Raw genomic sequence first — 25,439 nt, 5'->3', positions numbered from 1 at the left:
GGGATACCCCCGAGGGGTCAATCCGGGTGTGGTCCCTCTGCCGATGGGTGGCTGAGCCTGAGACCGCACTCTCGGTGATGATTACTGGCACGTTCCGTCAGGCGGTACGGCGTACTGGGCGGTCTTTGCTGTGGTTTTCCCCAGGGTGGGGTGGGGTCAGCCCCAGGGTGAACTCGGTGGCTTCCTGCATGGTGGCGAGTACCTGCCTTAACGAAAGCTGAGACCCGTAGCCAGCAGCGGCGTCGGGCCGGGGCTGGGAGGGTGCGTCCAGAGGCGGGCGCTGAGGGGTAGGAGTCACCATGTCCAGGTCCACATACACGGGACAACTCACCGTCCGGGTCGCACGATGGAGTGCCACCCATCCGTGGCGGGCGATCGCCATGTGGCTGGCCGTCGTCGTGGCGTGTTTCGCGCTCGGCTCGGTCACCGGGACCAAGGAGTCGACCAACGAGGGCGACATCGGCGAGGTGACCCGGGCCGACAACATCGTCAAGTCCGGCAACTTCCCCGACCACGACGTGGAGAGCGTGCTGATCACGCCGAAGTCGGGCGCTCTCGACCAGACCGAAGCCAACAAGGTCGCCGGCGTGGTGACGGAGCGGATGCGCGCCCTCGGTGGGGTCGCGGAGGTCGCGAAGCCCATCCTCTCGCCGAACAAGGACGCCCTGATCGTCCGCGTCACGCTGAAGGACGGCGAGGACGACAACCGGGTCCAGCCGCTGCTCGACGCCACCGCGAAGGTGCAGCAGGAGAATCCGGGAATCAGAGTCGAACAGGTCGGCGGTGAGTCGATCGGCAAGGCGCTCGAGGAGACACTCGGCGAGGACTTCAAACGCGCCGAGATGTTCAGCCTGCCGGTGACGCTGGCCATTCTCCTAGTCGCGTTCGGCGCGCTCATCGCGGCCGCAGTACCGCTGCTGCTCGCCCTGTCCGCCGTCGCTGCCGCGATCGGCCTCTCCGCCGCGGCATCCCAGCTCGTGCCCGCGGTCGACGCGGTCAACAGCGTGATCCTGCTGATCGGTATGGCGGTCGGCGTCGACTACTCACTCTTCTACCTGCGCCGAGAGCGCGAGGAACGCGCCAAGGGTCGCGGTCACGTGGACGCGGTCGAGATCGCGGCAGCAACCTCCGGGCACGCTGTGGTCGTCTCCGGTACTGCGGTGATCATCTCGATGGCCGGCCTGTTCCTGGCTCAGGACGCTGTCTTCTCTTCCTTCGCTGTCGGATCGATCCTGGTGGTAGCTGTCGCAGTGGTCGGTTCGCTAACCGTGCTGCCCGCACTGCTCGCCAAGCTGGGCCGTTGGGTCGACCGGCCGCGCGTTCCGCTCCTGTGGCGCCTCACCGCGAACAAGACGAACCCGCGTATGTGGCCGGCCCTGCTGAAGCCGGCTCTGAAGTACCCGGTCGCCACCCTGCTCGTCTCGGTCACCGCTCTGCTCGCCGTAGCGTCACCCGCCCTGGGCATGAACCTGAAGTTCCCCGGCACCGAGGACCTGCCGCGCGACACCGCAGTGATGCAGGCCTACGACCGGCTGACCGCGGCCTTCCCGAGCACCGGCACCAGCCACGAGGTCGCAGTACGGGCTCCGGCCGACCAGCAGCCTGCTGTGAAGGCTGCGTTCGCCGATCTGACCAAGCGGACCCAGTCCGACAAGCTGTTCGCACAAGACGGGCTGGAGGAGCCGAAGGTGTCGGCAGACGGCACTGTGTCGGTCTTCTCGGTCTCGACGCCCTATGAGGGCAGCAGCGACCAGGCGCGTGACTCGCTGACCAAGCTGCGCTCGGAGTTGATGCCGCAGACCTTCGGCAAGGTGCCGGGCGTCGAGTACGCGGTGGGTGGGTTCGTGGCCGCCGATGTCGACTACGCCGCCCACACCAGGGAGAAGCTGCCACTGGTGATCGGGTTCGTACTGCTGCTGACGATGATCGTGATGATGGTGACGTTCCGGTCCGTGGTGGTCGCGGTCACCGCGATCGGGCTCAACCTGCTCAGCGCCGGCGCGGCGTACGGGGTCGTCACCGCGGTCTTCCAGAACACCTGGGCCGAAGGCATCCTCGACTTCCGCTCCAACGGAGCAGTCGTCTCTTGGCTGCCGCTGTTCCTCTTCGTGGTGCTGTTCGGTCTGTCGATGGACTACCACGTGTTCGTGGTCAGCCGGATCCGCGAGGCGGTACTGCGGGGAGTCCCGACCAAGCAGGCTGTTGCCGAGGGCATCACCGGCTCCGCGGGTGTGGTGACCAGCGCAGCAGCCGTCATGATCGGCGTCTTCGCAGTCTTCGCCACCCTGAGCACCCTCGACATGAAGCAGCTGGGCGTAGGCCTCGCGGTAGCGATCCTGATCGACGCCACCATCATCCGCGCGGTCGTCCTCCCCAGCATCATGACCCTCCTAGGCGACGCCAACTGGTGGGCCCCCAAGTGGCTCCGCACCAAACAACCCAAGCACGCAGTAACCACCCCCACCCCCGAAGAAGACCGAGAACTAACCCCCGTCGGCTAACCCACCCCATCCACCAACGCCCCGCCCGGCACCAGCCGGGCGGGGCATCTGCCTGCCACCAACAGACAAGAGCAACAGACAAGAGCAACAGACAAGAGCAACAGACAAGAGCAACAGACAAGAGCAACAGACAAGAGCAACAGACAAGAGCAACAGACAAGAGCAACAGACAAGAGCAACAGACAAGAGCAACAGACAGAGTCCGCCGTTGGCTGTGGTTGCTCGAGAGATCGGACGTGGCGGCTGGGTGCCGGGCCGGGGAGGGCTTCGGCGAAGACGGAGAGGCTGGTCACCGACGTGGTGCAGGGTGGTGCAGGCAGTCGGTCTATGTACCGCAGCAGTAGTCGCGGACGCGTCGATGGCTAGTGCTGTCGACTGCGCTGGCTGACACTGTGTCTTCAGCTGATTCACCGAAGCGGGCGGCGAGCGGTGACCGCACCAGATGGACAGGCTCGCGAATGACTGCTGGTCCGCGTGGCTGCAGAGGCTTCTGAAGAACGCTCCGTCTCACGGTCCTGGGTAGCCACAACAGATCGCCCGCTCCATCCGGAGCGGGCGTCTGAACCCCTTTGTGATCTAGGTGGTTGGTTCTAGGCGGACTGTTAGGCCCTTGGCTACTGGGGTGTTGCTGCCTCGGGCTACGTCGTCGGCTGACATCAGGACGTTGGTTTCTGGGTAGTAGGCGGCTACGCAGCCTCGGGCTGTGGGGTAGGAGACTAGGCGGAAGCCGCGAGCTCGGCGTTCGGTGCCGGCGAATTCGGAGATTATGTCTACCTTTTGGCCGTCTGTCAGGCCTAGGGCTGCTAGGTCTTCGGGGTTTACGAAGACGACTTCTCTGGTGCCGTGGATGCCTCGGTAGCGGTCTTCCAGGCCGTAGATGGTGGTGTTGAACTGGTCGTGGCTGCGCATCGTCTGGAGGAGGAGGCGGCCTGGTTCTGTCGGTAGCCAGGTCAGGTCGTTGGCGCTGAATTGGGCTTTGGCGTCTGAGGTTTTGAACTGGCGGTTGTCTCGGGCGGCGTGGGCGAGCAGGAAGCCCCCGGTTGCCTGTAGGCGTTGTTCGAAGTTTTCGTAGCCGTCGCAGACTCGACCGATTCGTTGCCGGATCAGGCTGTAGTCGTCGGCGAAGTCCGGCCACGGGATCTCGCCGACGTCCCCCACCACCAGTGACGCGATGCCGCAGATTATGCCGATCTCCGACTTCAGTTCAGGGGCCGGGGGCAACAAATTGCCCGTCGACAGGTGGACCGCGCCCTGGGAGTCCTCGACTGTCACGGACTGTGGGCCCGCCGGCGTGTGGTCGTGGTCCGTCCGCCCGAGCGTCGGCAGGATCAGCGCCTCGCGTCCCACCACCGTGTGCGATCTGTTCAGCTTGGTCGACACCTGCACGGTCAGGTCGCATTGCCGCAGACCCGCATGCACGATCTCGGTGTCCGGTGTCGCCATCGCGAAGTTGCCACCCATCGCGAAGAACACCCGTACTGCGCCCTCGCGCAACCGCTGCACCGTCGCGGCCGCATCCACGCCGTGCTCCCGCGGCGCGGTAAACGAAAACTCCCGATCCAGCCGGTCCAGAAACGCGTCGGGCATCTTCTCCCAGATGCCCATACTGCGATCGCCCTGCACGTTCGAGTGCCCGCGCACCGGGCATGGCCCCGCACCCGGCTTGCCGATGTTTCCCTGCAACAACAGCACGTTGACGATCTCGGTGATGGTGGCAACGGCTTCACGATGCTGGGTGAGACCCATCGCCCAGCAGATCACCGTCGCCTTCGACTTGATGAATCGCTGGGTGAACTCCTCGATCTCGGCCCGGGTCAGCCCGGTCGCCAGCTCGACCGCCGGCCAGTCCAGCTCGGCGTTGTGCTTGGCGTACAGCTCGTACCCACTCGTGTGCTGCTCGATGAACTCCTTGTCCAGCACCGTCCCGGGCGCAGCTGCCTCAGCCTCGAGCAACAAGTGGCCGACGGCAAGGAACAAAGCCTGGTCGCCACCGATCCGGATCTGCAAGTGCTGGTCAGCCAGCGAGGTGCCCTTGCCGACCCACCCGGAGACCCGCTGCGGGTTCTTGAAGTTCATCATCCCGGGCTCGGGCAGCGGGTTCACCGCGACAAGCTCGGCGCCGTTCTTCTTCGCGATCTCGAGATGGCTGAGCATCCGCGGCGCGTTGGTGCCCGGGTTCTGCCCGACCACCACGATCAGCTCGGCCTGCTCGAGCATCTCCAGCGTCACCGCGCCCTTGCCGCTGCCGATCACCCGCGACAGCGCAGTACCGGAGGATTCGTGGCACATGTTGGAGCAGTCGGGCAGGTTGTTCGTGCCGTAGGCGCGGACGAAGAGCTGGTAGAGGAAGGCGGCCTCGTTGCTGGTCCGGCCGGAGGTGTAGAAGACAGCGTCGTTCGGGTCGTCCAGTGCCTTCAAGTGTCGCGCCACGACGTGGAACGCCTCGTCCCAACCGACGGGCTCGTAGTGCGTGGCGCCGGCCCGCAGCAGCATCGGCTCGGTGATCCGGCCGAGCTTGCCGAGCTCGAACTCGGAGATCTGCCCAAGGTCGTCGATCGAGTGCTCGGCGAAGAAGGAACGCGGCACCCGCTTGCGGGTCGCCTCCCAGGCGACGGCCTTCGCCCCGTTCTCGCAGAATTCCGCCGCGTGCTTGCGCTTGCTGTCCGGGTCCGGCCAGGCGCAGGACGGGCAGTCGAAGCCGCGATCCTGGTTCATCTTGAGGAACACCTTGCCGGTCCGCAGCGGTCCCATCTCGCGGAAACCGAACTTGAACGACGAGAGCACGGCGGGGACGCCGGCGGCCTTCTTCTTCGGCTGTTCGATGTCGACCATGGTTCCACTGTAATTCTGGCTATCAGCGCCGGCAGGTCCGATAGACGTCGCCGATGTCACGATTCGCCGCGACCGATAGCGGACAGAACCGTCGACAGCTTGCCAAGGCCGCGCTAGCTTCCCTGGAAAACGCTTGCCACAAAGCTGGCCACAGCGCTTGCCGCAACGCTTGTCAGAACGCTTGCCACCGCCCTCGCACCGAAGGATCCGCCATGACCTTCCGCCGAGCCCGTCGAGTCACCGCCCTCGTCCTCGCAGCACTGCTCGCAACCACAGCCACCGCCGGTACTACGTACGCGCAGCCGCCACCCGCAGCCGATACCGCGCACGCGTCCCCACCCGGTACTGCGTCCGGCCCCAAGCTCGAGAAGCTCGATCGCGGGCTGGTCGCGACCACCACCAGTGAGGGTGTCTTCCTCAGCTGGCGGCTGCTCGGCAAGGAGGCAACCAGCAGGACCGACCACGGCCTGGCTGGCACCGACTTCGCCGTCTACCGAGACGGCAAGCGCCTGGCGACCGTCACCGACAGCACCAACTACCTCGACAAGGCCGGTACGCCGACCTCGCGGTACCGGGTCGTCTCTGTCGTCAACGGCCAGGAGCGGGACCGCAGCGACTACGCCACCCCGTGGACCGGCGGGTACCGCGACCTGCCACTCCGCAAGCCCGCCGACGGCGTCACGCCGGCAGGGGAGGCGTACACCTACTCCGCCAATGACATGAGCGTCGGCGACGTGGACGGCGACGGTGAGTACGAGTACGTCGTGCTCTGGAACCCGTCGAACGCCAAGGACGTCTCCCAGATCGGCTACACCGGCAACGTCTACATCGACACCTACAAGGCAGACGGCCGACTGCTGCACCGGCTGGACCTGGGCGTCAACATCCGGGCCGGAGCGCACTACACGCAGTTCATGGTCTACGACTTCGACGGCGACGGCCGCTCCGAGATGATGCTGAAGACCGCCCCTGGTACCAAGACCACCCGGTACGCCAAGTCGGGGGAGGTCAGGTCCGAGCGCTACATCACCCTGCCGGCAGAGGACCGCAAGGCCGGCTACAGCAATCGGGACGACTACCGGGTCAGCAAGACCGGGTACTACGAACACCTGGTCGCCATGTTCCAGCAGTGGCACTACCAGCCCGAGGTGAAGAGCGGCCAGTGGCCGGCGACCCTGGAAGCCGCATTCGGCATCGCCCAGCGCTACACCTACCCGCTGAGTCACACGGACGCTGCTGCGCTGGTCGACCACTTCATGGACGTCTACGCGCCCAGCCGGAGCACCCGCAACCAGCTCCGCAACTTCGAGGGCTTCATCCTCAAAGGCCCGGAGTACCTGACTGTCTTCGACGGCCTGACGGGCAAGGAGCTCCAGACGACGCACTACGAACCGGGACGGACAGACGACGGCCTCCGCTGGGGTGACTACGCCATGGCCCGGATCGAGCCCGGCAACCGGGTGGACCGCTTCCTGGCCGGCGTCGCCTACCTGGATGGGAAGCGCCCGTCAGCAGTCTTCGCCCGCGGCTACTACACCCGTACGACGCTTGCCACGTACGGCTGGGACGGCAAGAAGCTCACCAAGGGCTGGGCGGTCGACAGCGGCTGGACCCCGATGACTAACCCCTTCAACGACGGGCCGCACGGCCGGGACGGCACCGACCCGGAGTACGGGTCGATCACCACGCAGGGCTTCCACTCGCTGAGTGCGGCGGACGTCGACGGCGACGGGAAGCAGGAGATCGTCTACGGCGCAGCCACGATCGATGACGACGGCAGCCTGCTCTACAGCTCGAAGGACGTGATGCCGCCGGGCAGTGCTGACCCCGGTGCGATCGCAAGGCTCGGACACGGCGACGCCATGCACGTGACGGACATCGACCCGCAGCGGCCCGGCCAGGAGATCTTCACCGTGCACGAGGGCGGGACGTGGGCGCCGTACGGCTATGCCTTGCGGGACGCGGCGACCGGCAAGGTCATCTACGGCGAGTACTCCGGGCGCGACACCGGCCGCGGCATGATCGGCGACATCGTCCCGGAGGAGCCGGGTCTGGAGACCTGGGCGATGCGGCTGCGCAGCGCCGACGGGGATGCGCTCGGGACGACGTACCCGGGCACCAACGCGAGCATCCGCTGGGCTGCCGACATGACTACGCAGATCGTCGACGGCGCCCTGGCAGTCACGCCGGCCATCAAGGACTGGCGTCGCGGCACGCTGCTGACGGCCACTGGGACGCAGACCAACAACCACACCAAGGGCAACCCGTCCCTGGTGGCCGACATCCTCGGCGACTGGCGGGAGGAGTTGCTGGTCCGCACTGCCGACAGCAGCGCGATCCGCATCTACCTGAGCACCGAGGTGACCGACCGCAAGCTCTACACGCTGATGCACGACCCGCAGTACCGCGTGGAGGTGGCGCGGCAGAACACGGCCTACAACCAGCCGTCGTACACCAGCTTCTACCTGGCGTCCGACCTCGACTGGGCGAAGGTTCCGCTGGTGAAGTGAGACCACATGGCTGGCGGCGCAGGTATGTGCCGCCAGCCCATGGCTCGCGTCTGCTGAGATTCCTATGGTCTCCGCATGACCCGAGCACTAGTCACCGGAGCTGCCTCCGGCATCGGCGCGGCCTGCGTCCAGCGACTGGCCGCGGACGGCGTACAGGTCGTCGCGGTCGACTACGACGCTGAAGGTCTCCGTGAACTCTCCGGGCCCGGCATCGAGACCCTGACTGCCGACCTGTCCGAGCTGGACCGTCTGCAGGACCTGCCGACCGACATCGACATCCTGGTGAACAACGCCGGTGTCCAGCAGGTCGCCCCCATCGAGCAGTTCCCGCCCGAGCGGTTCGGCTACATCCTGCGGCTGATGCTCGAGTCGCCGTTCCGGCTGATCCGGCAGACGCTGCCGCACATGTACGGCCGTGGCTGGGGCCGTGTCGTCAACATCTCGTCCGTGCACGGGCTGCGGGCCAGCCCGTTCAAGGCCGCGTACGTCGCGGCCAAGCACGGCCTCGAAGGCCTCAGCAAAGTGGTGGCGCTCGAAGGCGCCGCGCACGGCGTGACCAGCAACTGCGTCAACCCGGCCTACGTCCGGACGCCGCTGGTGACCGCCCAACTCGCCGACCAGGCCTCGATCCACGGCCTGACCGAGGCCGAGGTACTGGACAAGATCCTGCTCGAACCGGTCGCGGTGAAGCGGCTGATCGAGCCGGCCGAAGTGGCCGAGCTGGTCGCGCTGCTGTGCGGACCCGCGTCGGCCTCGCTCACGGGGAGCTCACTCGTTCTCGACGGCGGCTGGACCGCCCACTAGCCGCGCCCTGGCGCCGCCAGCAACTCAACCACCCCTCGGATCCAGGACACTAGGAGCCCGCCCATGGCAACATCGACCGAACCGACCAAGGCCAAGACCCCGATCGGGAGGGTCGTCGGCGCGAGCCTGGTCGGTACCACCGTCGAGTGGTACGACTTCTTCCTGTACGGCGTCGCCGCGTCCGTCGTCTTCGGGGATCTGTTCTTCCCCAAGGGCGAGGAGCTCACCGGCACGTTGCTCAGCTTCGCCACCTTCGCCGTCGGGTTCTTCGCCCGGCCGGTCGGCGGTGTCGTGTTCGGGCACTTCGGTGACAAGCTGGGCCGCAAGAACCTGCTCGTCCTGTCGCTGGTGATGATGGGGCTGGCGACGTTCGCGATCGGTCTGCTCCCGACGTACGCCCAGGTCGGCGCGCTGGCCCCGATCCTGCTGACCGTACTGCGGCTCATCCAGGGCTTCGCGCTCGGCGGCGAGTGGGGTGGCGCGGTACTGATCGTGTCCGAGCACGGCAGCCCTGAGCGGCGTGGGTTCTGGTCGTCGTGGCCTCAGGCGGGTGCGCCGGCGGGACAGTTGCTCGCGAACGGCGTCCTGGCCGGCCTTGCGGCGTTCCAGAGTGATGCGGCGTTCGACAAGTGGGGCTGGCGGATCCCGTTCCTGCTGTCCGCCGTACTGGTGCTGGTCGGGCTCTGGGTGCGGCTGCGGATCGAGGAGTCGCCGCTGTTCCAGGAGGCGCGGGCAAAGAAGGAGCAGGAGCCGGCCGGCAAGCTGCCGTTCGTCGAGGTGATCACGAAGTACCCGCGTGAGGTGCTGACCGCGATGGGTGCCCGGATGGCCGAGAACGTCAGCTACTACATCTTCACGATCGTGATCGCGACGTACGCGAAGGAACATCTCAAGCTGGACAAGTCGTTCGCGCTGAACGCCGTCCTGATCGCGGCCGCGGTGCACTTCTGCGCGATCCCGCTGTGGGGTGCGCTGTCGGACCGGATCGGGCGCAAGCCGGTCTATCTGCTCGGCGCGGTCGGGGTCGGGGTGTGGGGTTTCGTCTTCATCGCGATGGTGAACACGAAGAGCTTCGGGCTTGCCGTCCTCGCGGTCACCATCGGGTTGATCCTGCACGGCGCGATGTACGGGCCGCAGGCATCCTTCTTCACCGAACTGTTCGGCACCAGAGTCCGGTACTCCGGGGTGTCGGTCGGCTACCAGTTGGCCTCCGTCATCGCGGGTGGCCTGGCACCGTTCATCGCGGTCGCGCTGCTGAAGGCGTACGACTCCGGGTTCGCCATCTCGGTGTACGTCGCGGTCTGCTCGCTGATCTCGATCATCGCGGTGGTCAGCTACGGCGAGACCCGCAAACGCAACCTTGCTGACCTGTGACGACCCGCAGTGACATGATCCGTTGATGGAGGAACTGCTACGCCTGCTGGCGGAGGACGCGCCGGGCAGCGAGCTCGCGCGGGCGGCCGGGTCCAACCAGGCCGCCCGCGACCTCGCGCTGCGGATCCGCGCCGGGATGGACGCCAGCAAGAAGCGCGAGACCGAGTTGTCGGCCCTGGTCGATGTCGCCCGCGAACTGGCCTCCGCCCGCGACCCCGGCAGCGTCCTCGACACCATCGTGCACCGCGCCCGCACCCTGATCGGCACCGACGTCGCCTACCTCACCCTGTACGACGCGGCGCGGGGCGACACCTTCATGCGAGCCACCGACGGATCGGTGTCGGCCGCGTTCCAGCAGCTCAGGCTGCCGCTCGGCGCGGGTCTGGGCGGGCTGGTCGCGGAGACCCACAAGCCCTACTGGACGGCGGACTATCCCGCGGATCATCGCTTCAAGCACATCTCGACGATCGACAACGCGGTCGGCGAGGAAGGCCTGGTGGCGATCTGCGGTACGCCGCTGATCGTGGACGGCGCCTTCGTCGGCGTACTGTTCGCCTCCAACCGCACCCGCCGGCCCTTCAGCCGCGAGGAAGTCTCCTTGCTCGGCTCGCTGGCCGCGCTGGCGGCCGTCACGATCGTCCAGGTCAGGGCCGCCGCCGAAACGGCCGCGGCGCTGGAGCAACTCTCAGCGGCTCACGCCGGTGCCGAACACGCCGCCGCGGCCCACGATCGGTTCGCCGAGATCGTGCTCTCCGGCGGTGATGTCGACGCGATCGCCGCCGCGCTGGCCGAGCTGCTCGATGTGTGGGTCATCCTGGTCGATGCCACCGGCAACGAGTTGGTCCGGGCCGGCGAGGTGAATTCCCAGGCCGGCCAAGGCGGCGGCCGTCCGTCTGGTCGCCTGGTTCCGTGGGCAGCATCGCCGGCCTCGGGGCGGTTGACGCGAGTGGGTGACTGCTGGGTGGTCGCCGCGACGGCAAAGGGCGAGCGGCTTGGCGCGCTGGTGATCGGAGGCGTTGACGAGCTGACCGGTGCCGACCAGCGGATCGTCGAGCGTGCCGCTGTGGTCACGGCGCTGGTACTGCTCTTCCGCAGGCAGGCAGCTGAGCAGTCGCAACGCGCTCAGGCTGACATCCTCGCCGACGCGCTCAGTGGCACAACTGACCCGCGCGCACTCGCCGACCGCTTTCGCCTGCTGGGTAAGCAGATGGAGCTGCCGAAGCAGGTAGTCGTTGCCGTCTGCAGGGGCGACCACACCGGAGTACTGGCTCGACTGTCAGCTCCGCTGGAAGACAGGCTTGCCCTGATCGGACCGTACGCCGGCGACCTCGTTCTGCTGATCGCCGACTCCGACCCGGTGAGAGTGGCGGGGGAGTTGCGCGAGGTGGCTCGGCGTACCGGCGTCACCATCGCGGTGACCGGCCCGGCGACGTGGGGAAGCGAGGTCATCGCCGTGCACCGCGAGGCGGCCCGGCTGGTCGCCACGATGCTGCGCCTCGGCCGCACCCGACAGGCCGCAACCCGCGACGACCTAGGCCTCGCAGGACTCGTCGGCGCCGCAGAGATCGACGTGGCAGCCCATGTGAGCCACGTGCTCGGCGCTGTCATCCAGTACGACGAACAGCGCGGTACCGACCTCATCGGGACCCTGCGCGCGTACTTCGCGGCCGGCCAAAGCCCAACCCGCGCAGCCGAAGCCCTCCACGTGCACCCCAACACGGTCCAGCAACGCCTGGACAGAATCACTGTCCTCCTGGGAGAGGGCTGGCTGGACCCCGACCGCGCCCTGAACGTCCAGGTCGCCCTCCACCTCCAGGCAACCCTGCCCGACTCCAGCTAGCCCTCTCCTCATCTCAGTGAGCCGGACTGTTGTGGTAGGCAACGATCAGCCAGTGACCGTCCCGCTGCTCGAACACCCAGGTCGCGTTCACCTTCCCGGCCTCCGGAACCTCGCTCTGGCCCGGGAACAGGATCCCGGATTCGCTGATCACGATCGCGGCGTCCCGGCCGACGAAACGCAGGCCGAGCTGCTTGTTGTACGTCGAGGTGCCCTTGAGCGGCCCGTCGAAGGCAAGAGCCATGCTGTCCCGGATCATCGCCCGGCTGTCGCGAAGCGAGCCGGGCATGATGGCGGTGGCATCCGCGGTGTAGTTGGCGACCATGCCGTCCGCGTCGCCGGCTTCCCACGCCTGGTACGAGTCGACCAGCACGGCCTGGATGGCGGCCACGTCTGCGGCGCGATTGTCTGACATCGGGTTCTCCCTGGTAAGCGGTTTCGTCCGGGGGATTCCGGCGAACTCGGGAGTACATACCGCCGACAGCTCCGGAACTCATCGCTCGCGAGGAAAAAAGAATCTAGGCGTCGAGCCTGGCCGGCAGACCGAACGCCGCGAACACCCCGGCATCCTGGAACACCGAAGTGCGGCAGATGCCCCCTGCCGTCACCGTGAAGAGCTGGAGCGTGTGTAGCTCGTACCCGTCTCCGGCGCGCCGATAGGCAGCGAAACCGTGCTGGCCGTTGGCCATGACGGGCTTCAGTTGCCAGTCCGTCCCGGCCTTCGCGAAGACCCATTCCATAAACACGCCGTAGTTCCCCGGACCCGTGAACCAGTTCGTCATCGGCGGCATCTCCATGATGACGTCCTCGGTCAGCAGGTGCTTGAGACCTTCGACATCAGCGTTCAGGAAAGCCTTCATATAACGCTCGACCCAGGCCCGTTGCTCGGCATCGAGCGGCTCGCCTGCACCTTCGCGCTCGATCCCGGTCTCCTTCAGCCGGGCGCGCGCCCGCTGCAGGGAACTGTTCACCGACGCCGTCGTGGTACCGAGGATCTCCGCCGTCTCGGCTGCGGAGAAGCTGAGAACATCACGCAGGATCAGCGCTCCACGCTCCCGTGCCGACAGGTGCTGCAAGGCCCCGGCGAACGCCAGACGCAGGGTGCTGCGGTCGATCACGGCACCGGCCGGGTCACCGCCGGCCAGCATCGCGTCTGGCAACGGCTGGAGCCAGGACACGTTCTATGCCTGGGCGAGCGGTGCGAGCGGCTCGGACTCGGCCACCAGCCCGGACGGCAGTGGACGCCGGCCGTGGCTCTTCAGCGCGGTCAGGCAGGCGTTCGTCGCGATCCGGTAGAGCCATGTCCGCACAGAACTCAAGCTCTCGTCGTACTGCGCCCGCGCCCGCCACGCTCTCAGGTACGTGTCCTGAACCAGGTCCTCGGCGTCGTGAATCGTGCCGAGCATGCGGTAGCAGTACGCCAGCAACTCCGAACGGAAAGGCTCGATCAACCGGTCGAAGCCTTCGTCGTTCGCCGTCACGCCCACGTCCCTTCACAGCCCGGATCAAGGCACCGTACCCGAGGTTGTCTGTAGGGCGTTCGGTGGACAGGTGTGGACTGATCGGCCCACCCGGTTGTCACCTGTCTGTCACCCGTTCACCCGCTGTGCCCGTCGGACGGTCGCCGCCACTCTGTAGGCGGGATCGCCGCCGAAAGCGCTGGATCTGACGATTGTGGGCGGCAATCGCCCGATCGTCGAAGCCGGTGTGGTGATTCGTGCTTTGCGGGTTTCGATAACGGGAAGTCTCACCGGTGTGGCGATTGATCTGCCGGACGTTTCCCCAGGGTTCACCTTCGGACTACATCTATCCGTGTGTCCTGGCTACCTGGCTGATGGGGGTTCTGACGCGTTCGTGGGTGCATTCTGTGGTCGGGGGAGAAGAAGCAATGAGTGAGCAGGTCAAGGTTGTCGTCGTGGACGGCAACACACTGGTGCGGTTCGGCCTGACCGAACTGGTCGGCCAGGAGCCGGATCTCGAACTTGTCGGCGAGGCCGGCCTGGGAGCCGAGGCCATGCCGGTCGTGGCGACCACGCAGGCCGACGTACTGGTTCTGGACGCCGTACTGCCAGACCTCGACGGTCTGGATGTGGCCCGCGAGGTCCGCGGCCGGTACGCCGACCTGGGCATCGTCCTGCTGGCCTCGGACGGTCAGGACGACGTGCTCTTCCAAGCGCTTGAGTCAGGGGTGTCTGCTTTCGTTACCAACACAGCACCGACCGAGGAGGTGCTGGCGGCGATCCGTCATGCGGCAGTGCCGGGTACCAGCTTCACGGCAACCGGCCTGGCTCGGGCGATGGCGAGACGCGCGGAGCCGGCCACCCAGCTGCTGAGCCCACGAGAGACCGAGGTGCTGTCGCTGCTCGGCCAGGGTCTCTCGGTCCGCGCGATCTCCACTGCGCTCTGTGTCAGCCTCTCGACCGCCAAGACCTACGTGGCGAGGCTCTACGAGAAGCTGGGCGCCTCGAACCGCGCCCAGGCGATCATGAACGCGATGCGGCTCGGACTACTGGAGTCCTCCTAGTCCTGGCGGAGAGCTACTCTCTCTGGGGAAGTGATACCAGCTCTGGAGGGATGTATGACCCGCTCAGGCGCGCCAGTAAGCCGCGCGGTCGTGCGACGCCTACCTGGTGCCGGTGCGGGTCGACTACGAGCTCGCGACCTCTACGACGGGGCGTCTGCACAGTGAGTGATCGACGGGTCGTAGTACTGGTCGTGCCTGCCGTCGGGAGCTGGGCGCCGCCTGGCCGGACGCCCGATGCGTGGCGGTTGGCGCTGGCGGAGGACACGTACGAAGTACTGGCATCTCTGGACATCGTCGACGTGGCTGTCGGGGTTGTCGGGGGTGACGAGGCTGCATTGCATGAGGTCTCTGCTCTGACCTGGCCTGGGACTTCTGTGTACTCCGTTGATCCGGCGCGGCCGGTGCTGGACGCTGTCGAGAAGGCCGGCCCCGCTGCGGCGGTTGTCGCGGTCAGCTACGACGTACCGGACCTGCCGGGTCTTCTGATCGGCAAGCTGTTCCGAGCGCTCGGCTCAGCCGACCTGGCTGTTACGCCTGCCGAGGATGGGTCGCTGGCAGCCATCGGCGTGAGTCTGCCCGCGGCCGAGTGGCTGCTGGAAGCTCCTCTGACCTTCGACACACCACTGGCCGACCTGGACAAACTCAAGCCCCGCCGCCACGCGATCGGCATCGGCCCCGGCTGGCACCGCCTCCGCTCAGCAGCCGACATCGCCCGCCTGGACCCCGGCCTCGAAGGCTGGGACGCCACCAGATCCCTACTTCGAGGTGTTTGACCCGTCACCTTCTTCCCCCTGGCTCGTTTCACATGCAGCGGGGGAACCAGTGCACGGGGACCAGGTGGCCGTCGTCGCAACCGGTCTGCCGGTGCCGTTCAGGGGCGGTGCTACCGACAACCCGGTGAAGGGGGGAGCGACGACGGCCCCGAACACCACCCACCAAGCGAACCAGCAGGCACCCGCCAGGCGAACCAGCAGCCATCCGCCAGGCTCGCGACGCTTCGCGTCACCTCGCAGCCAGCTCCTGCGGCGAGCAGCCAAGAGCGGGCTCGTGCCACTTACCGTCACCCCGCAGGAAGATTCTGCGGCGAGCAGCCGCTTCGGGCTCGTGACGGTTAGCGTCACCTGCGTCACGAAGGTGTGGTGGGTTCCGCCCGGGCTCGTGGCGCTGCGCGCCACCTCGCACGAAGATCCTGCGGGAAGCACCCTGCCGCGGGCTCGTAGCGCAGCGCGTCACATCGCGGGATGAAGACGCAGGATCAGCCCGCCTCCGGCTGGGCGCTGCAACCCACCTCGGCACGGTCCAACCAGCTGACCAGCCGCGGTCCGGCTCGTGACGCTTCACGTCACCTCGCAGGATGAGGCTGCGCGATCCGCTCGCCTCTGGCTCGTGGGTGCTGCAACCCACCGTGGGGACGGTCGATCCATGCCAGCCGGTGCAGGCGGTGCCCGGTCAAGATCGCGTGCACGGTCGAGGCAGGCAGCCCGGTCAGCGGCGCGAGCCGGCGCTCCGCCCGATGACGCCTCCCGGCGACATCGAGGCCAGTCCCGCTGACCTCCAGCACCGGTCCGGTTCGGGGAGGTTTCCAGCCGCGATCGGGGGAGAATCATGCTACCGATCCGGGCGAAAGTTCTCCTCTGTCACAAGACGGCTGCTGTGTAGTTGGCGGCTACTCGGCAGGGGAGCGCGTTTCACCAAGTCAGCCACGGTCTGGTCGACGCCTTCCGGTAGGGCGTTTGTGGCGAACCAAGCCAAGTCGTGCGACTCGTCGCTCACCACGTACTGCGTCCCCGCGCCCGCCGTCACCCGGAACTGCACATCCAGATGGAAAGCGCCCTTGCAGCCGCCAGCGGTGATTTCGTGCCGTGAGAGCTGCAGAGGCAGGGGATCGATCTGTAGGCCGGTCAAGCCCGACTCCTCCGTCGCCTCCCGCAGCGCCGCGCCGGCGAGCGTCGAGTCGCCCGGCTCGCAGTGGCCGCCTAGTTGCAGCCAGCGGTTGACCAGCCCGTGCAGCGTCAGCAGCACGCTGGTTGTGGTGGGGTCCACGACCAGCGCGCTCGCTGTCAGATGTTCCGGCCGGCAGCTCCGCCACATCGCGTCGTCGTAGCCGGCCAGGTGCTTCAGGTAGTGCTCCCGCAGCTCAGCCTGTTCGGCGTCCGGCGGGTCCCACCCAGTCAGTACTGCGGTGGCGTCGGCGTGCAGCGTCACTTGCTGCCGGGACCCTTGTCGTCCCCGTCGGTCAGGAAGTCGGTGATGTCGATGTCGGACAGTTCGCCGGCGTGCTGGGCGAAACCGATCGGGTCGTCCAGGTCAGTGGCGTTCGGCAACAGGTCCGGGTGCGACCACAGCTCGTCGCGCCCGTCGACACCCCGGGCATCCCGTACTGCGGCCCACAGGTTCGCCGCGTCGCGGAGTCGCCGGGGACGGAGCTGGAGCCCGACCAGGGTGGCGAAGGTCTGCTCCGCGGGACCCCCGGCGGCGCGGCGACGGCGTACGGTCTCGGCGAGCTGTACTGCGGCAGGCATCCGGTCCTTGGTCGCCTCCCGTACTACGTCGTCGACCCAGCCCTCGACTAGCGCTAGTGCCGTCTCCAGCCGGACCAGTGCGGCCTTCTGCGCCGGGGAGTCCTCCGGCTCGAACAGGCCGCCCGCCAGGGCCTCCTGCATGGCCTCTGGGTTCTGCATGTCGATGTCGGCCATCGCACGCTCGATCTTGCCGCTGTCGACCTCGATGCCCGAGGCATAGTCGGCCACTGCGGCGAACAGGTGCTGCCGCAGCCACGGCACCCCGGCGAACAGCCGCTGGTGGGCACACTCGCGCAGGGCGAGGTACAGGCGGACGTCCTCGTCCGTGAGCCCCAGGCCCTCCGCGAACTTAGCCACGTTGTCCGGGACCAGCACCGCCTGACCGGCCGGGCCCAGCGGCAGGCCGATGTCGGATGCGCTGACCACTTCGCCTGCCAGCTCGCCGAGCGCCTGGCCGACCTGGGCGCCGAAGATCGAGCCGCCGAGCTGCCGGAGCATCCCGGCCATCGGACCGGCCAGCTGCTGCGCCTCGGCGGGCAGGGCGCCGCCCATCGCACCGGCTACATGCTCGGCGACCGGGTCGACCACCGTCTGCCAGACCGGCAGCGTGTTCTCGACCCACTCGGCCCGGCTCCAGGCGGCGGAGGTGGCAGATGCCTCGGGCAGCGTCGTAGCAGGGTCCAGCCAGTGCTCGGCCAGGCGTACTGCGTCCGCAACGCGCTCGTTGTCCGTCGGGGTGACGGACCGGTCGCCGGCAGCGGCGACGGTCTTGCGGGCGATGTCCTTGGCCAGCTCCCAGTTGACCGGCTTGCCGTCTCCCGAACCGCTGAGCAGCTGCTGGACCTGCGCGAAGATCGCGTTCAGGTCTACGCCGCCAGCGCCACCAGGGCCGGCCGCACCGGAGAACTGCTGGAACATGGCCTCGAACGGAGTTCCCTTGAACGGGTTGTCCGGTTCGTCGCTCATCGGAGTGGGCCTTCCTGTGCAGGTGGGGCGTACTACTCCAACGTACTGGTTCCCCGGCTCCGTTCCTCCACAGGCGAACGCATTACCGTAGTCACACGGCGTGCTACCGGGTAGACAGTAGGGTTCGCGCAGAGAGTAAGGGACCGGACATGGTTGAGACGATCAGGCTGCTGGACATTCGCGAGACCGCGCTGTCCAGCGACGAGGTGCTGGCCGCGATCGCCGATCCGAGCGCCGGCGGTACTGCGCTGTTCATCGGCACCGTGCGCAACCACGACCACGACCAGCCGGTCGACGAGCTGCGCTACGAGGCTCACCCGGAGGCGCTGAAGCACCTGCGCACCGTCGCCGAGCGGGTCTGCGAGAACCCCGCCGTGACCGCCCTGGCGGCCGTGCACCGCACCGGCGTACTGGCCATCGGCGACGCCGCGGTGATCGTCGCCGTGGCCGCCGCGCACCGCGATGTCGCCTTCGCCGCCTGCCGTCAGCTGATCGACGACCTCAAGGCGGAGGTTCCGATTTGGAAACACCAGCACTTCACCGACGGTACGAGCGAGTGGGTCGGCGCTTGCTGACCCGTACGCTGGGCGCATGAAGGTGGCTGGATGAAGGTCTTGGCGTGGCTGGCGTTCCCGCTGGTCGCGACCGTGCTGGCGATGTGCTGGGCGGCGTGGCGTGGGCGGACCCGTGGCCCCCGCCGGTCCGGTGGCGCCTTCGCGTCGGTCGAGGACTTCCGTCGCTTCAACGAGGCGATCGCCGCGCCCGGCCCCCGAGCCACCCCTGAGCCGCGCCGCGGGCTGCGCGGGCTCTTCCGGAAACCCAAGATCGCAGGGCAGGGCTCGTGACACGTCGTACCGCCACGCTGGTCACCTCGATCGTCGTGCTCGTCCTCACGCTCGGACTGGTCACCGTCTTCCCGGTGCCGTTCGTCTCGTTCAGCCCGGGACCGGTGAAGGACACCCTCGGCGAGTCGAAGGGCAAACCGGTGATCGAGGTCACCGGTCACCAGATCTTCCCGACCACCGGCCAGCTCGATCTCACCACGGTGAGCGTCACCTCGCCGGATCGCGAGCTGACCCTGCCGCAGGCGATGCGCAACTGGCTCGACCCGCACCACGACCTGTTCCCGCGCGACATCATCTACCCGCCGGAGCAGAGCGCCGACGAGGTCGAGGAGCAGAACACCGCGGAGATGACCGGCTCGCAGGACAGCGCCGTCGCGGCCGCGCTGCAAGAGGCGAAGGTGCCGTTCAAGCCGAAGGTCTCGACGGTCTCCAAGGGCAGCCCGGCCGACGGCAAGCTCAAGCCCGGCGACATCGTGCTGCAGGTCGATGGCACGACCGCCGCCCAGGTCCCGCAGGTCGGTGAACTGGTCCGCAAGCACAAGGTCGGCGAGGAAGTCACCTTCCTGATCAGCCGCGGGGGCAAGCGGGAGACCGTTGTCGTGAAGACCGCGGCCACTCCCGGTGACGCGGACCGGCCGATGGTCGGCATCACGATCGGCGTCGACTCGCCGGTCAAGGTGACGGTCAACCTCGGCCAGGACATCGGCGGCCCGAGCGCCGGCACCGTGTTCGCGCTGGCCATCTACGACAAGCTCACCGACGGGGCGCTGCTCGACGGCAAGCACGTGGCCGGTACCGGAACCATCGACGCGCTCGGCCAGGTCGGCGCGATCGGCGGGATCCAGCAGAAGATCGCGGGCGCCAAGGATGACGGCGCGACGGTTTTCCTGGTCCCGGAACAGAACTGTGAGGCCGCCCTGCACGCGGGCGTCGACGGCATCCGCCTGGTGAAGATCAGCACGCTGCACGAGGCGATCGAAGCTTTGAAAGCACTGGCCAGTGGAACTGGAGACGTCCCGGCATGTACGAAGTAGGTCCTGACGGTATTTCCCCCGCGGAGGCGCTCAGCCAGGCGGTGATCGAGATCGAGCGGCATGTCAGCAGCGCGGGCTGGGACCAGCCCGCGCAGTTGTTCGCGCTGGTTCCGACCGAGGAGCTGCTGGCGGCCGAGCCGCAGCTGGCCGCCCAGCTGGACGCCGACGACGCGTCCAAGCCGCTCACGCCGGTCGCCCAGGGCGAGCTGCCCGGCGGCATGGACGACGAGCACCTGGCCGACGCGCTGGCCCGGATCGAGTGGCCGGACGGAGTCAGCGGCTGCGCCGTCGCGGTCGAGCGGATCGTGCTGCCGGCCTCCGTCGAGTCCGGCCTGGCCGATGCCGAGTCCGACGCCGAGCTGGCCCGGTTGGCGGGCAGTGACCCGCGCCGGCACGAAGTACGGATGGTGGCCGCGGTACTGCGCGACGGGGACCGTTTCGGCGCCGTCCGGCTGCGGACCCACGACGAGGACGGCGCGGTACTTACCGGCGTCGACTTGGTCCCTACGCTTTGCCAAGTACTGTCATTGACATTCGAGCCTTCCACCGCGGGTGGTCCTGGCTCTGTGCTCGGCGGTACGAGTGACAACGAGGAGAAGCTGCCATGAGTGACGGCGTCTACGACATGCCGGAGGAGCCGCGGCGAACGCGCCGAACGTCCGGCCAGCGCCCACGGGCTCTACTGCCCACGATCGCCACCCTGATCGTGCTGCTCATCCTCTTCAGCGTCTTCACCGACGTGTGGACCCAGCGCCTGTGGTACCGCTCGGTCGACTACGGCGAGGTGTTCAGCACCGTACTCGGCACCCGGGTACTGCTGTTCTTCGCCGTCGGTCTGCTGATGGCGGCCGCCGTCGTGGCGAACGTAATCGTCGCCTTCCGGACCCGGCCGCGGATCGCCCTCGCTCCATCGCCCAGCCCGGGCTTCGAGCGGTACGGCGACCTGCTCCAGCAGCGCGGCAAGATCGCCATCGCCGCACTGGCCACCCTGATGCTCGTCTTCGGCGGCTCGGCCGCGTCGGGGGAGTGGAAGGTCTTCCTGGCCTGGCGGAACCGGACTCCGTTCGGCGTCACGGACAAGCACTTCAACAAGGACATCGCGTTCTTCGTCTTCGACTACCCGTGGCTGCGCGTCCTGCTCGGCTTCGGCTACTCGATCGTGCTGCTGTCCCTGGTCGCCGCGATCATCACCCACTACCTGTACGGCGGGTTCCGTCCGTCGGCGAAGGGGCAGAAGGCCTCCGGTGCCGCGCAGGTGCAGTTCTCCGTACTGCTCGGCCTGCTGGTCCTGCTGAAGGCGTTCAGCTACTGGCTCGACCGCTATGGCCTGGCCGTGTCCGACAGCAAACTGTTCACCGGTATCTCGTACACGGGTGACAACGCGGTCCTGCCCAGCAAGGAGATCCTTGCTGTCATCGCGGTGCTCTGTGCCGTTTTGTTCTTCGCGAACGTGGTCCGCAAGACCTGGCTGCTGCCAGGCGTCGGTACCGTCGTACTGGTCCTGTCGGCCATCCTGCTCGGCGCGCTCTGGCCGGCGGCTCTGCAGCAGTTGCGGGTCCGCCCGAGCGAGCCGGTGAAGGAAGCGTCGTACATCACCAAGAACATCCAGGCGACGCGGCAGGCGTACGGCCTGGAGAAGACCAAGATCATCAACTACGCGGCGACCACGACGGCGACGCCGAGTCAGCTGGTGGCTGACGCCGGCGTGCTGCCCGGTATCCGGCTGATCGACCCGAGCGTCGTCGGGCCGACCTTCGAGCAGTTGCAGCAGGTCCGCGGCTTCTACTCCTTCCCGACCGACCTGGACGTCGACCGGTACAAGATCGGGAACGAGGTCCGCGACACCGTGATCGCGGTCCGCGAAGTCGAGATCGACCGGCTGCCGGCCGGCCAGCGCAACTGGAACAACGACCACACCGTCTACACCCACGGCTACGGCGTGGTGGCCGCCAACGGCAACCAGCGCGCCTCGGACGGTGCGCCGGTGTTTTCCTCCAAGGACCTGCCGCCGACCGGCGAGCTGGGCGACTACGAGCCGCGCATCTACTTCGGCGAGCAGTCCCCGGACTACTCGATCGTCGGCGGCCCGAAGGGCGGTCAGGCGGTCGAGCTGGACACGCCGGAAGGCCAGAACGGTGGCCCGCCGACCCTGAACACCTACACCGGCAAGGGCGGCGTACCGGTCGGCTCGTTCGGCAACAAGTTGCTCTACGCCACTAAGTTCCGGGACGCGAACCTGCTGCTGTCGAGCCGGGTGAACAGCGACTCGAAGATCCTCTACGACCGCAACCCGCGCGAGCGGGTCGAGAAGGCCGCACCGTGGCTGACGCCGGACGGCGACCCGTACCCGGCGATCGTCGACGGCCAAGTGGTCTGGATCGTCGACGGGTACACCACCTCCGCGAACTTCCCGTACTCGCAGAAGGTCGCGCTGGACGACAGCACCCGGGACACCACCACGGGCCGGGGCACGGTCGCCCAGCAGCCGAGCGAGGAGATCAACTACATCCGCAACTCGGTCAAGGCGGTCGTGAACGCCTTCGACGGCTCGGTCGACCTGTACGCGTGGGACGAGAGCGACCCATTGCTGAAGACCTGGATGAAGGCCTTCCCGGACACGGTCAAGCCGCGCTCGGACATCTCGCCGGCGCTGATGTCGCACCTGCGCTACCCCGAGGACATGTTCAAGGTGCAGCGCGACCTGCTCGCGAAGTACCACGTGGAGGACTCCACCACCTGGTACCAGAACAGCGACCTGTGGCGGGTGCCGGCCGACCCGACCTCCAACCCGGGCTCCGGCACGGACTCGGCAGCGGTGAGCCAGCCTCCGTTCTACCTGTCGCTGCGGATGCCGGACCAGAAGGAGAGCAAGTTCTCGCTGACCTCGGTGTACGTGCCGAACGCCCAGCGGGAGAACCTGACCGGCTTCCTGGCGGTCGATTCCGAGGCTTCGTCGCCTGACTACGGGCAGATCCGGATCCTTAAGCTGCCCGGCAACGTGCAGATCCCCGGACCGGGCCAGGTGTCGAACAAGTTCCAGACCGACGAGAGCATCAGACAGGCGTTGCTGCCGCTGAACCAGCCCAGCAGCGGGGCAAGAGCGACCTTCGGCAACCTGCTGACCCTGCCACTGGGTGGCGGTCTGCTCTACGTGCAGCCGGTCTACGCTACCCGCTCGAGCGGCGCCGGTAGCTATCCAGTACTGCGGTACGTGCTGGTCGGGTTCGGTGACCGGGTCGCGTACGGCACGACTCTGAAGGAAGCCCTGGAGAAGGTCTTCAACGCCGACGTCGAGACAGGGGAGAGGCCGCCGGGGACGAACCCGACGACACCGCCCTCGAACCAGACGATCAAGCAGGCGCTGGCCGAGGCGCAGACCGCGTACTCGGCGGCGCAGGCGGCGCTGAGGGCCGGCAACCTGGCCGAGTACGAGGTGCAGGTCAACAAGATGAAGGCAGCCGTCGACCGGGCGGTGGCGGCGGGAGCGGCACCCCAGACACCCAACCCGACGCCGAATCCGTCGACGCCGCCGACACCGACCAACCCACCGAGTTCTCCGACGGGCTGATCGTTCGGCTGGTTCAGCACTCTGGGCGGTGACACTTCTGGTGTCGCCGCCCAGTGTTGTCTCTGGTGCTGTTTCCGGCGTTCGTCTTTGGTGGTTGTCCACAGGCGGGAAACTCGTCGCGGGTTTCGGCGGAAGCCGGTGCACCTTCTCTGGCAAGGAACCATTCACCCGAGCTCCACACCGGGTGCTTCGCCTGAGGAGGCAGCCATGTCGTGTTCTTCGTCCTGGTCAGCGGTCCGGCCCGCAACCCGTCGTCGTATCGTGATCGGCGGCGCGATCGCCGCGCTGGCGGCACCGGCCGCACTGGGGGCCCTGGTACCGACCACCGCGGCGGCAGCTCCGCTGTCATCGTTCGGCCACCATCGGACGCTTCTATCGACCCAGCCCGAATCGACCCAGCCCCATTCGACCCAGCCTCCATCGACACAGCAGAGGGCGTGCACCTTGGACGGATTCGTCATCGACCACGTGCCCGGCGGCATCGGTACGCCGAGCGACTTCGAGTACGAGTGGGAGGACGTCGTCTTCCACAGCCGCGTCTGGGAGACCGGTCCCGATCCCGAGGGAGCGACCAAGGTCGACCTGACGGTCAAAACGATCCGGGGCGAGAAACTGATCGACCTCGAGACGCTGCGGACCTACCTGACCGAGTACCACGAGCAGGACCCGGAGAGCTGGGAACTGACGCCGCTGGACGTCGGCGGTTACGGCGGCTATCGCACCGACGACCAGGTGTTCTACTTCATCTCGCCCGGTCTGGCCGCCGAGGTGTCGATCGACCGCACCCGTTTCGGTGAGGACGACCTGCTGACGACGGCGATGGGCTTCCATCCGGAAGACACCGCCTGAGCCCGACGTGGGGCCCACACCGAGGCGTTGACGGTGTGGGCCCACTGCGGGCGGCTACGGCCTCGCTGGCAGCCGGCCTTGCGGGTTGGCCCGTGCTGCGGGTCACGCCGCGCTGCGGGTCACGCCGCGCTGCGGGGCCGCCAGCCTTGGGGCCGGCGGCCTCGCGGGTCAGAGGATGGAGTTGGCGCTGACCGTGAAGCCGGTGGCGACGGGTGCTCCGGCGGTGGTGAAGCAGTTGACGTTGCGCACGTACAGATCTGGGCCCACCGTGCTGTTGGTCCAGAACGTCTGGAGCCCGCAGAAGTTCGAGTTCGCCCCGTAGGCGGTCACCTGGACCGTGTTCTGGGTGAAGGCGATCCGCGGGAAGGTGACCATCGCCAGTCCGGGACCGGTGGCCATGATCGTGTTCGCCCCGAGTCCCAGTACCGAGTTCAGATTGGTGCTCGGCGGTCCGGCCGGCGGCTGGTTGAGGAAGTAGCCGTAGTACTTCGGCGGGATCGCTGCTCCGTACAGGGAGACCTTGTACTGATAGGTGAGGGCGAACCGCGTGTTCAGCAAGGCTCCGGCCGAGTTGAAGCAGAGCACCTTCACGGCCTGTCCACTCGCACTGGAGGACCAACCCGAGACCTTGCACCGCGCACCTGTTGCCGCGTTGACAGCCGTGGCCTGCAGGCTGCCGTCCAAGGTTCCACCGGCCACCAGGCCCGGGAACTTGACCAGCCACTGGCCGACCCCGGTCGGCGTCGAAGTGTTGGCGGCTCCGGTCGAGTTGTACTGGCTGACGAGCGCACCGGACGCGGCGGAGTCGACGTACCCGTACGGACCAGGCGCGGGACCACCTGACGCTCGAACGAAGAACGCACTGAAGCTCGTCGGGTCAAGGGCGCCACCGACGCGGTAGCACCGGATGTTGATGATCTCGTCGGGACCGGACTGGAACCAGTTCTCCGCCTGACACCAGTGCGGCGCGTTGTTGATCGCCGTGACATGCACGACCCCGTTGGGTGCGCCCTGTCCCGGCAGCTTGACCTGATACCGGCCGGGCGCCAGCACCACGACGGTGCTGCCGGCCGGCCAGGTGCCGGTACCGATGGTGGTGGCGGTGGTCTGGTTCCACAGCACCCAACCCTTGCGGTCGGGTACGGCGGCGTCCGCGGGCCGGACGACGGTGAGGAACGTCGCCAGCATCAGCAGACATGCTGCGAGGCGGGCAGGCAAAAGCAGTCGTGGCATCGGTTCCCCCCTTAAGGAACGATCACTGAGGAGATGCAAA

20 protein-coding genes are annotated in these 25,439 nt (G+C 67.4%); 13 read left to right on the top strand and 7 right to left on the bottom strand.

The features are described from left to right. Nucleotides 1-299: 299 nt before the first annotated feature. A complete protein-coding gene (locus tag ACQPYM_RS32185; RefSeq protein WP_433008024.1) occupies nucleotides 300-2,501 on the top strand; it encodes an MMPL family transporter in 2,202 nt (733 codons plus the stop codon). 576 nt (nucleotides 2,502-3,077) lie between these two features. Here the strand turns inward: ACQPYM_RS32185 and ACQPYM_RS32180 are convergent. Beyond that, the gene (locus ACQPYM_RS32180) at nucleotides 3,078-5,333 is read right to left on the bottom strand and encodes an FdhF/YdeP family oxidoreductase (protein ID WP_433008022.1); all 2,256 of its coding nucleotides are present in this window, start codon (nucleotides 5,331-5,333) and stop codon (nucleotides 3,078-3,080) included. A gap of 212 nt (nucleotides 5,334-5,545) precedes the next feature. Here ACQPYM_RS32180 and ACQPYM_RS32175 point away from each other — a divergent pair, with 212 nt between their 5' ends. The 4 genes from ACQPYM_RS32175 to ACQPYM_RS32160 all read left to right on the top strand — a co-directional run bounded on the left by ACQPYM_RS32175 (nucleotide 5,546) and on the right by ACQPYM_RS32160 (nucleotide 11,861). Further along, nucleotides 5,546-7,843 carry a rhamnogalacturonan lyase gene (locus tag ACQPYM_RS32175; protein ID WP_433008020.1) on the top strand — a complete coding sequence of 766 codons (2,298 nt, stop codon included), beginning with the start codon at nucleotides 5,546-5,548 and terminating at the stop codon, nucleotides 7,841-7,843. Nucleotides 7,844-7,918: 75 nt separating this feature from the next. Beyond that, nucleotides 7,919-8,647, top strand: a complete 729-nt coding sequence (locus tag ACQPYM_RS32170; protein ID WP_433008018.1) for an SDR family NAD(P)-dependent oxidoreductase — start codon at nucleotides 7,919-7,921, stop codon at nucleotides 8,645-8,647. 63 nt (nucleotides 8,648-8,710) lie between these two features. Continuing rightward, nucleotides 8,711-10,021, top strand: coding sequence for an MFS transporter (locus ACQPYM_RS32165; protein WP_433008016.1), 1,311 nt, complete (start codon nucleotides 8,711-8,713; stop codon nucleotides 10,019-10,021). Between the two features lie 25 nt (nucleotides 10,022-10,046). Further along, a complete protein-coding gene (locus ACQPYM_RS32160; RefSeq protein ID WP_433008014.1) occupies nucleotides 10,047-11,861 on the top strand; it encodes a helix-turn-helix domain-containing protein in 1,815 nt (604 codons plus the stop codon). 13 nt (nucleotides 11,862-11,874) lie between these two features. Here the strand turns inward: ACQPYM_RS32160 and ACQPYM_RS32155 are convergent, their stop codons facing one another. The 3 genes from ACQPYM_RS32155 to ACQPYM_RS32145 all read right to left on the bottom strand — a co-directional run bounded on the left by ACQPYM_RS32155 (nucleotide 11,875) and on the right by ACQPYM_RS32145 (nucleotide 13,339). After that, nucleotides 11,875-12,273, bottom strand: coding sequence for an SgcJ/EcaC family oxidoreductase (locus ACQPYM_RS32155; protein ID WP_433008012.1), 399 nt, complete (start codon nucleotides 12,271-12,273; stop codon nucleotides 11,875-11,877). 103 nt (nucleotides 12,274-12,376) lie between these two features. Further along, entirely contained in the window at nucleotides 12,377-13,036 is a 660-nt protein-coding gene (locus tag ACQPYM_RS32150; RefSeq protein WP_433008010.1) for a sigma factor-like helix-turn-helix DNA-binding protein, read from the bottom strand. Nucleotides 13,037-13,039: 3 nt separating this feature from the next. Further along, nucleotides 13,040-13,339 carry a sigma-70 family RNA polymerase sigma factor gene (locus ACQPYM_RS32145; RefSeq protein ID WP_433008008.1) on the bottom strand — a complete coding sequence of 100 codons (300 nt, stop codon included), beginning with the start codon at nucleotides 13,337-13,339 and terminating at the stop codon, nucleotides 13,040-13,042. 407 nt (nucleotides 13,340-13,746) lie between these two features. On the opposite strand from ACQPYM_RS32145, the gene ACQPYM_RS32140 reads away from it, so the two are divergent. Further along, the gene (locus ACQPYM_RS32140) at nucleotides 13,747-14,382 is read left to right on the top strand and encodes a response regulator transcription factor (protein ID WP_433008006.1); all 636 of its coding nucleotides are present in this window, start codon (nucleotides 13,747-13,749) and stop codon (nucleotides 14,380-14,382) included. Between the two features lie 161 nt (nucleotides 14,383-14,543). Next, complete coding sequence (locus ACQPYM_RS32135; RefSeq protein WP_433008003.1) at nucleotides 14,544-15,155, top strand: DUF2064 domain-containing protein; 612 nt, start codon at nucleotides 14,544-14,546, stop codon at nucleotides 15,153-15,155. Between the two features lie 835 nt (nucleotides 15,156-15,990). Here the strand turns inward: ACQPYM_RS32135 and ACQPYM_RS32130 are convergent. Next, a complete protein-coding gene (locus ACQPYM_RS32130) occupies nucleotides 15,991-16,587 on the bottom strand; it encodes an NUDIX hydrolase (protein WP_433008001.1) in 597 nt (198 codons plus the stop codon). Continuing rightward, entirely contained in the window at nucleotides 16,584-17,870 is a 1,287-nt protein-coding gene (locus ACQPYM_RS32125; RefSeq protein WP_433007999.1) for a zinc-dependent metalloprotease, read from the bottom strand. Before ACQPYM_RS32125 ends, ACQPYM_RS32130 begins: the two co-directional genes overlap by 4 nt. A 149-nt stretch (nucleotides 17,871-18,019) precedes the next feature. Here ACQPYM_RS32125 and ACQPYM_RS32120 point away from each other — a divergent pair, with 149 nt between their 5' ends. From ACQPYM_RS32120 to ACQPYM_RS32095, 6 genes are all read left to right on the top strand, one after another. Next, nucleotides 18,020-18,445, top strand: coding sequence for a molybdenum cofactor biosynthesis protein MoaE (locus tag ACQPYM_RS32120; RefSeq protein WP_433007997.1), 426 nt, complete (start codon nucleotides 18,020-18,022; stop codon nucleotides 18,443-18,445). Nucleotides 18,446-18,475: 30 nt separating this feature from the next. After that, nucleotides 18,476-18,715 carry a hypothetical protein gene (locus tag ACQPYM_RS32115; RefSeq protein ID WP_360284808.1) on the top strand — a complete coding sequence of 80 codons (240 nt, stop codon included), beginning with the start codon at nucleotides 18,476-18,478 and terminating at the stop codon, nucleotides 18,713-18,715. Beyond that, nucleotides 18,712-19,749 (top strand): YlbL family protein, encoded by a 1,038-nt coding sequence (locus ACQPYM_RS32110; RefSeq protein WP_433007995.1) that lies wholly within the window; start codon nucleotides 18,712-18,714, stop codon nucleotides 19,747-19,749. Before ACQPYM_RS32115 ends, ACQPYM_RS32110 begins: the two co-directional genes overlap by 4 nt. Beyond that, a complete protein-coding gene (locus ACQPYM_RS32105; protein WP_433007993.1) occupies nucleotides 19,737-20,357 on the top strand; it encodes a PPA1309 family protein in 621 nt (206 codons plus the stop codon). Before ACQPYM_RS32110 ends, ACQPYM_RS32105 begins: the two co-directional genes overlap by 13 nt. Further along, complete coding sequence (locus ACQPYM_RS32100; RefSeq protein ID WP_433007991.1) at nucleotides 20,354-23,317, top strand: UPF0182 family membrane protein; 2,964 nt, start codon at nucleotides 20,354-20,356, stop codon at nucleotides 23,315-23,317. Before ACQPYM_RS32105 ends, ACQPYM_RS32100 begins: the two co-directional genes overlap by 4 nt. Before the next feature lie 444 nt (nucleotides 23,318-23,761). After that, nucleotides 23,762-24,166, top strand: a complete 405-nt coding sequence (locus ACQPYM_RS32095) for a hypothetical protein (protein ID WP_360284801.1) — start codon at nucleotides 23,762-23,764, stop codon at nucleotides 24,164-24,166. Nucleotides 24,167-24,334: 168 nt separating this feature from the next. Here ACQPYM_RS32095 and ACQPYM_RS32090 read toward each other — a convergent pair whose 3' ends face one another. Then, entirely contained in the window at nucleotides 24,335-25,399 is a 1,065-nt protein-coding gene (locus ACQPYM_RS32090; protein ID WP_433007989.1) for a hypothetical protein, read from the bottom strand. Between the last annotated feature and the right edge of the window lie 40 nt (nucleotides 25,400-25,439).

It is taken from the genome of Kribbella sp. CA-294648, from assembly GCF_050943845.1.
In the GTDB taxonomy this organism is placed as follows: domain Bacteria; phylum Actinomycetota; class Actinomycetes; order Propionibacteriales; family Kribbellaceae; genus Kribbella.
Note: the sequence above shows the minus strand (reverse complement) of the source record. Positions and strands in the feature narration are given on the sequence as shown.

Excerpts from the sequence above, each read along its gene's own strand:
- ACQPYM_RS32185 (WP_433008024.1), top strand. The coding sequence starts at position 300 with ATGTCCAGGTCCACATACACGGGACAACTCACCGTCCGGGTCGCACGA.
- ACQPYM_RS32180 (WP_433008022.1), bottom strand. The coding sequence starts at position 5,333 with ATGGTCGACATCGAACAGCCGAAGAAGAAGGCCGCCGGCGTCCCCGCC.
- ACQPYM_RS32175 (WP_433008020.1), top strand. The coding sequence starts at position 5,546 with ATGACCTTCCGCCGAGCCCGTCGAGTCACCGCCCTCGTCCTCGCAGCA.
- ACQPYM_RS32170 (WP_433008018.1), top strand. The coding sequence starts at position 7,919 with ATGACCCGAGCACTAGTCACCGGAGCTGCCTCCGGCATCGGCGCGGCC.
- ACQPYM_RS32165 (WP_433008016.1), top strand. The coding sequence starts at position 8,711 with ATGGCAACATCGACCGAACCGACCAAGGCCAAGACCCCGATCGGGAGG.
- ACQPYM_RS32160 (WP_433008014.1), top strand. The coding sequence starts at position 10,047 with ATGGAGGAACTGCTACGCCTGCTGGCGGAGGACGCGCCGGGCAGCGAG.
- ACQPYM_RS32155 (WP_433008012.1), bottom strand. The coding sequence starts at position 12,273 with ATGTCAGACAATCGCGCCGCAGACGTGGCCGCCATCCAGGCCGTGCTG.
- ACQPYM_RS32140 (WP_433008006.1), top strand. The coding sequence starts at position 13,747 with ATGAGTGAGCAGGTCAAGGTTGTCGTCGTGGACGGCAACACACTGGTG.
- ACQPYM_RS32125 (WP_433007999.1), bottom strand. The coding sequence starts at position 17,870 with ATGAGCGACGAACCGGACAACCCGTTCAAGGGAACTCCGTTCGAGGCC.
- ACQPYM_RS32120 (WP_433007997.1), top strand. The coding sequence starts at position 18,020 with ATGGTTGAGACGATCAGGCTGCTGGACATTCGCGAGACCGCGCTGTCC.
- ACQPYM_RS32115 (WP_360284808.1), top strand. The coding sequence starts at position 18,476 with ATGAAGGTCTTGGCGTGGCTGGCGTTCCCGCTGGTCGCGACCGTGCTG.
- ACQPYM_RS32105 (WP_433007993.1), top strand. The coding sequence starts at position 19,737 with ATGTACGAAGTAGGTCCTGACGGTATTTCCCCCGCGGAGGCGCTCAGC.
- ACQPYM_RS32100 (WP_433007991.1), top strand. The coding sequence starts at position 20,354 with ATGAGTGACGGCGTCTACGACATGCCGGAGGAGCCGCGGCGAACGCGC.
- ACQPYM_RS32090 (WP_433007989.1), bottom strand. The coding sequence starts at position 25,399 with ATGCCACGACTGCTTTTGCCTGCCCGCCTCGCAGCATGTCTGCTGATG.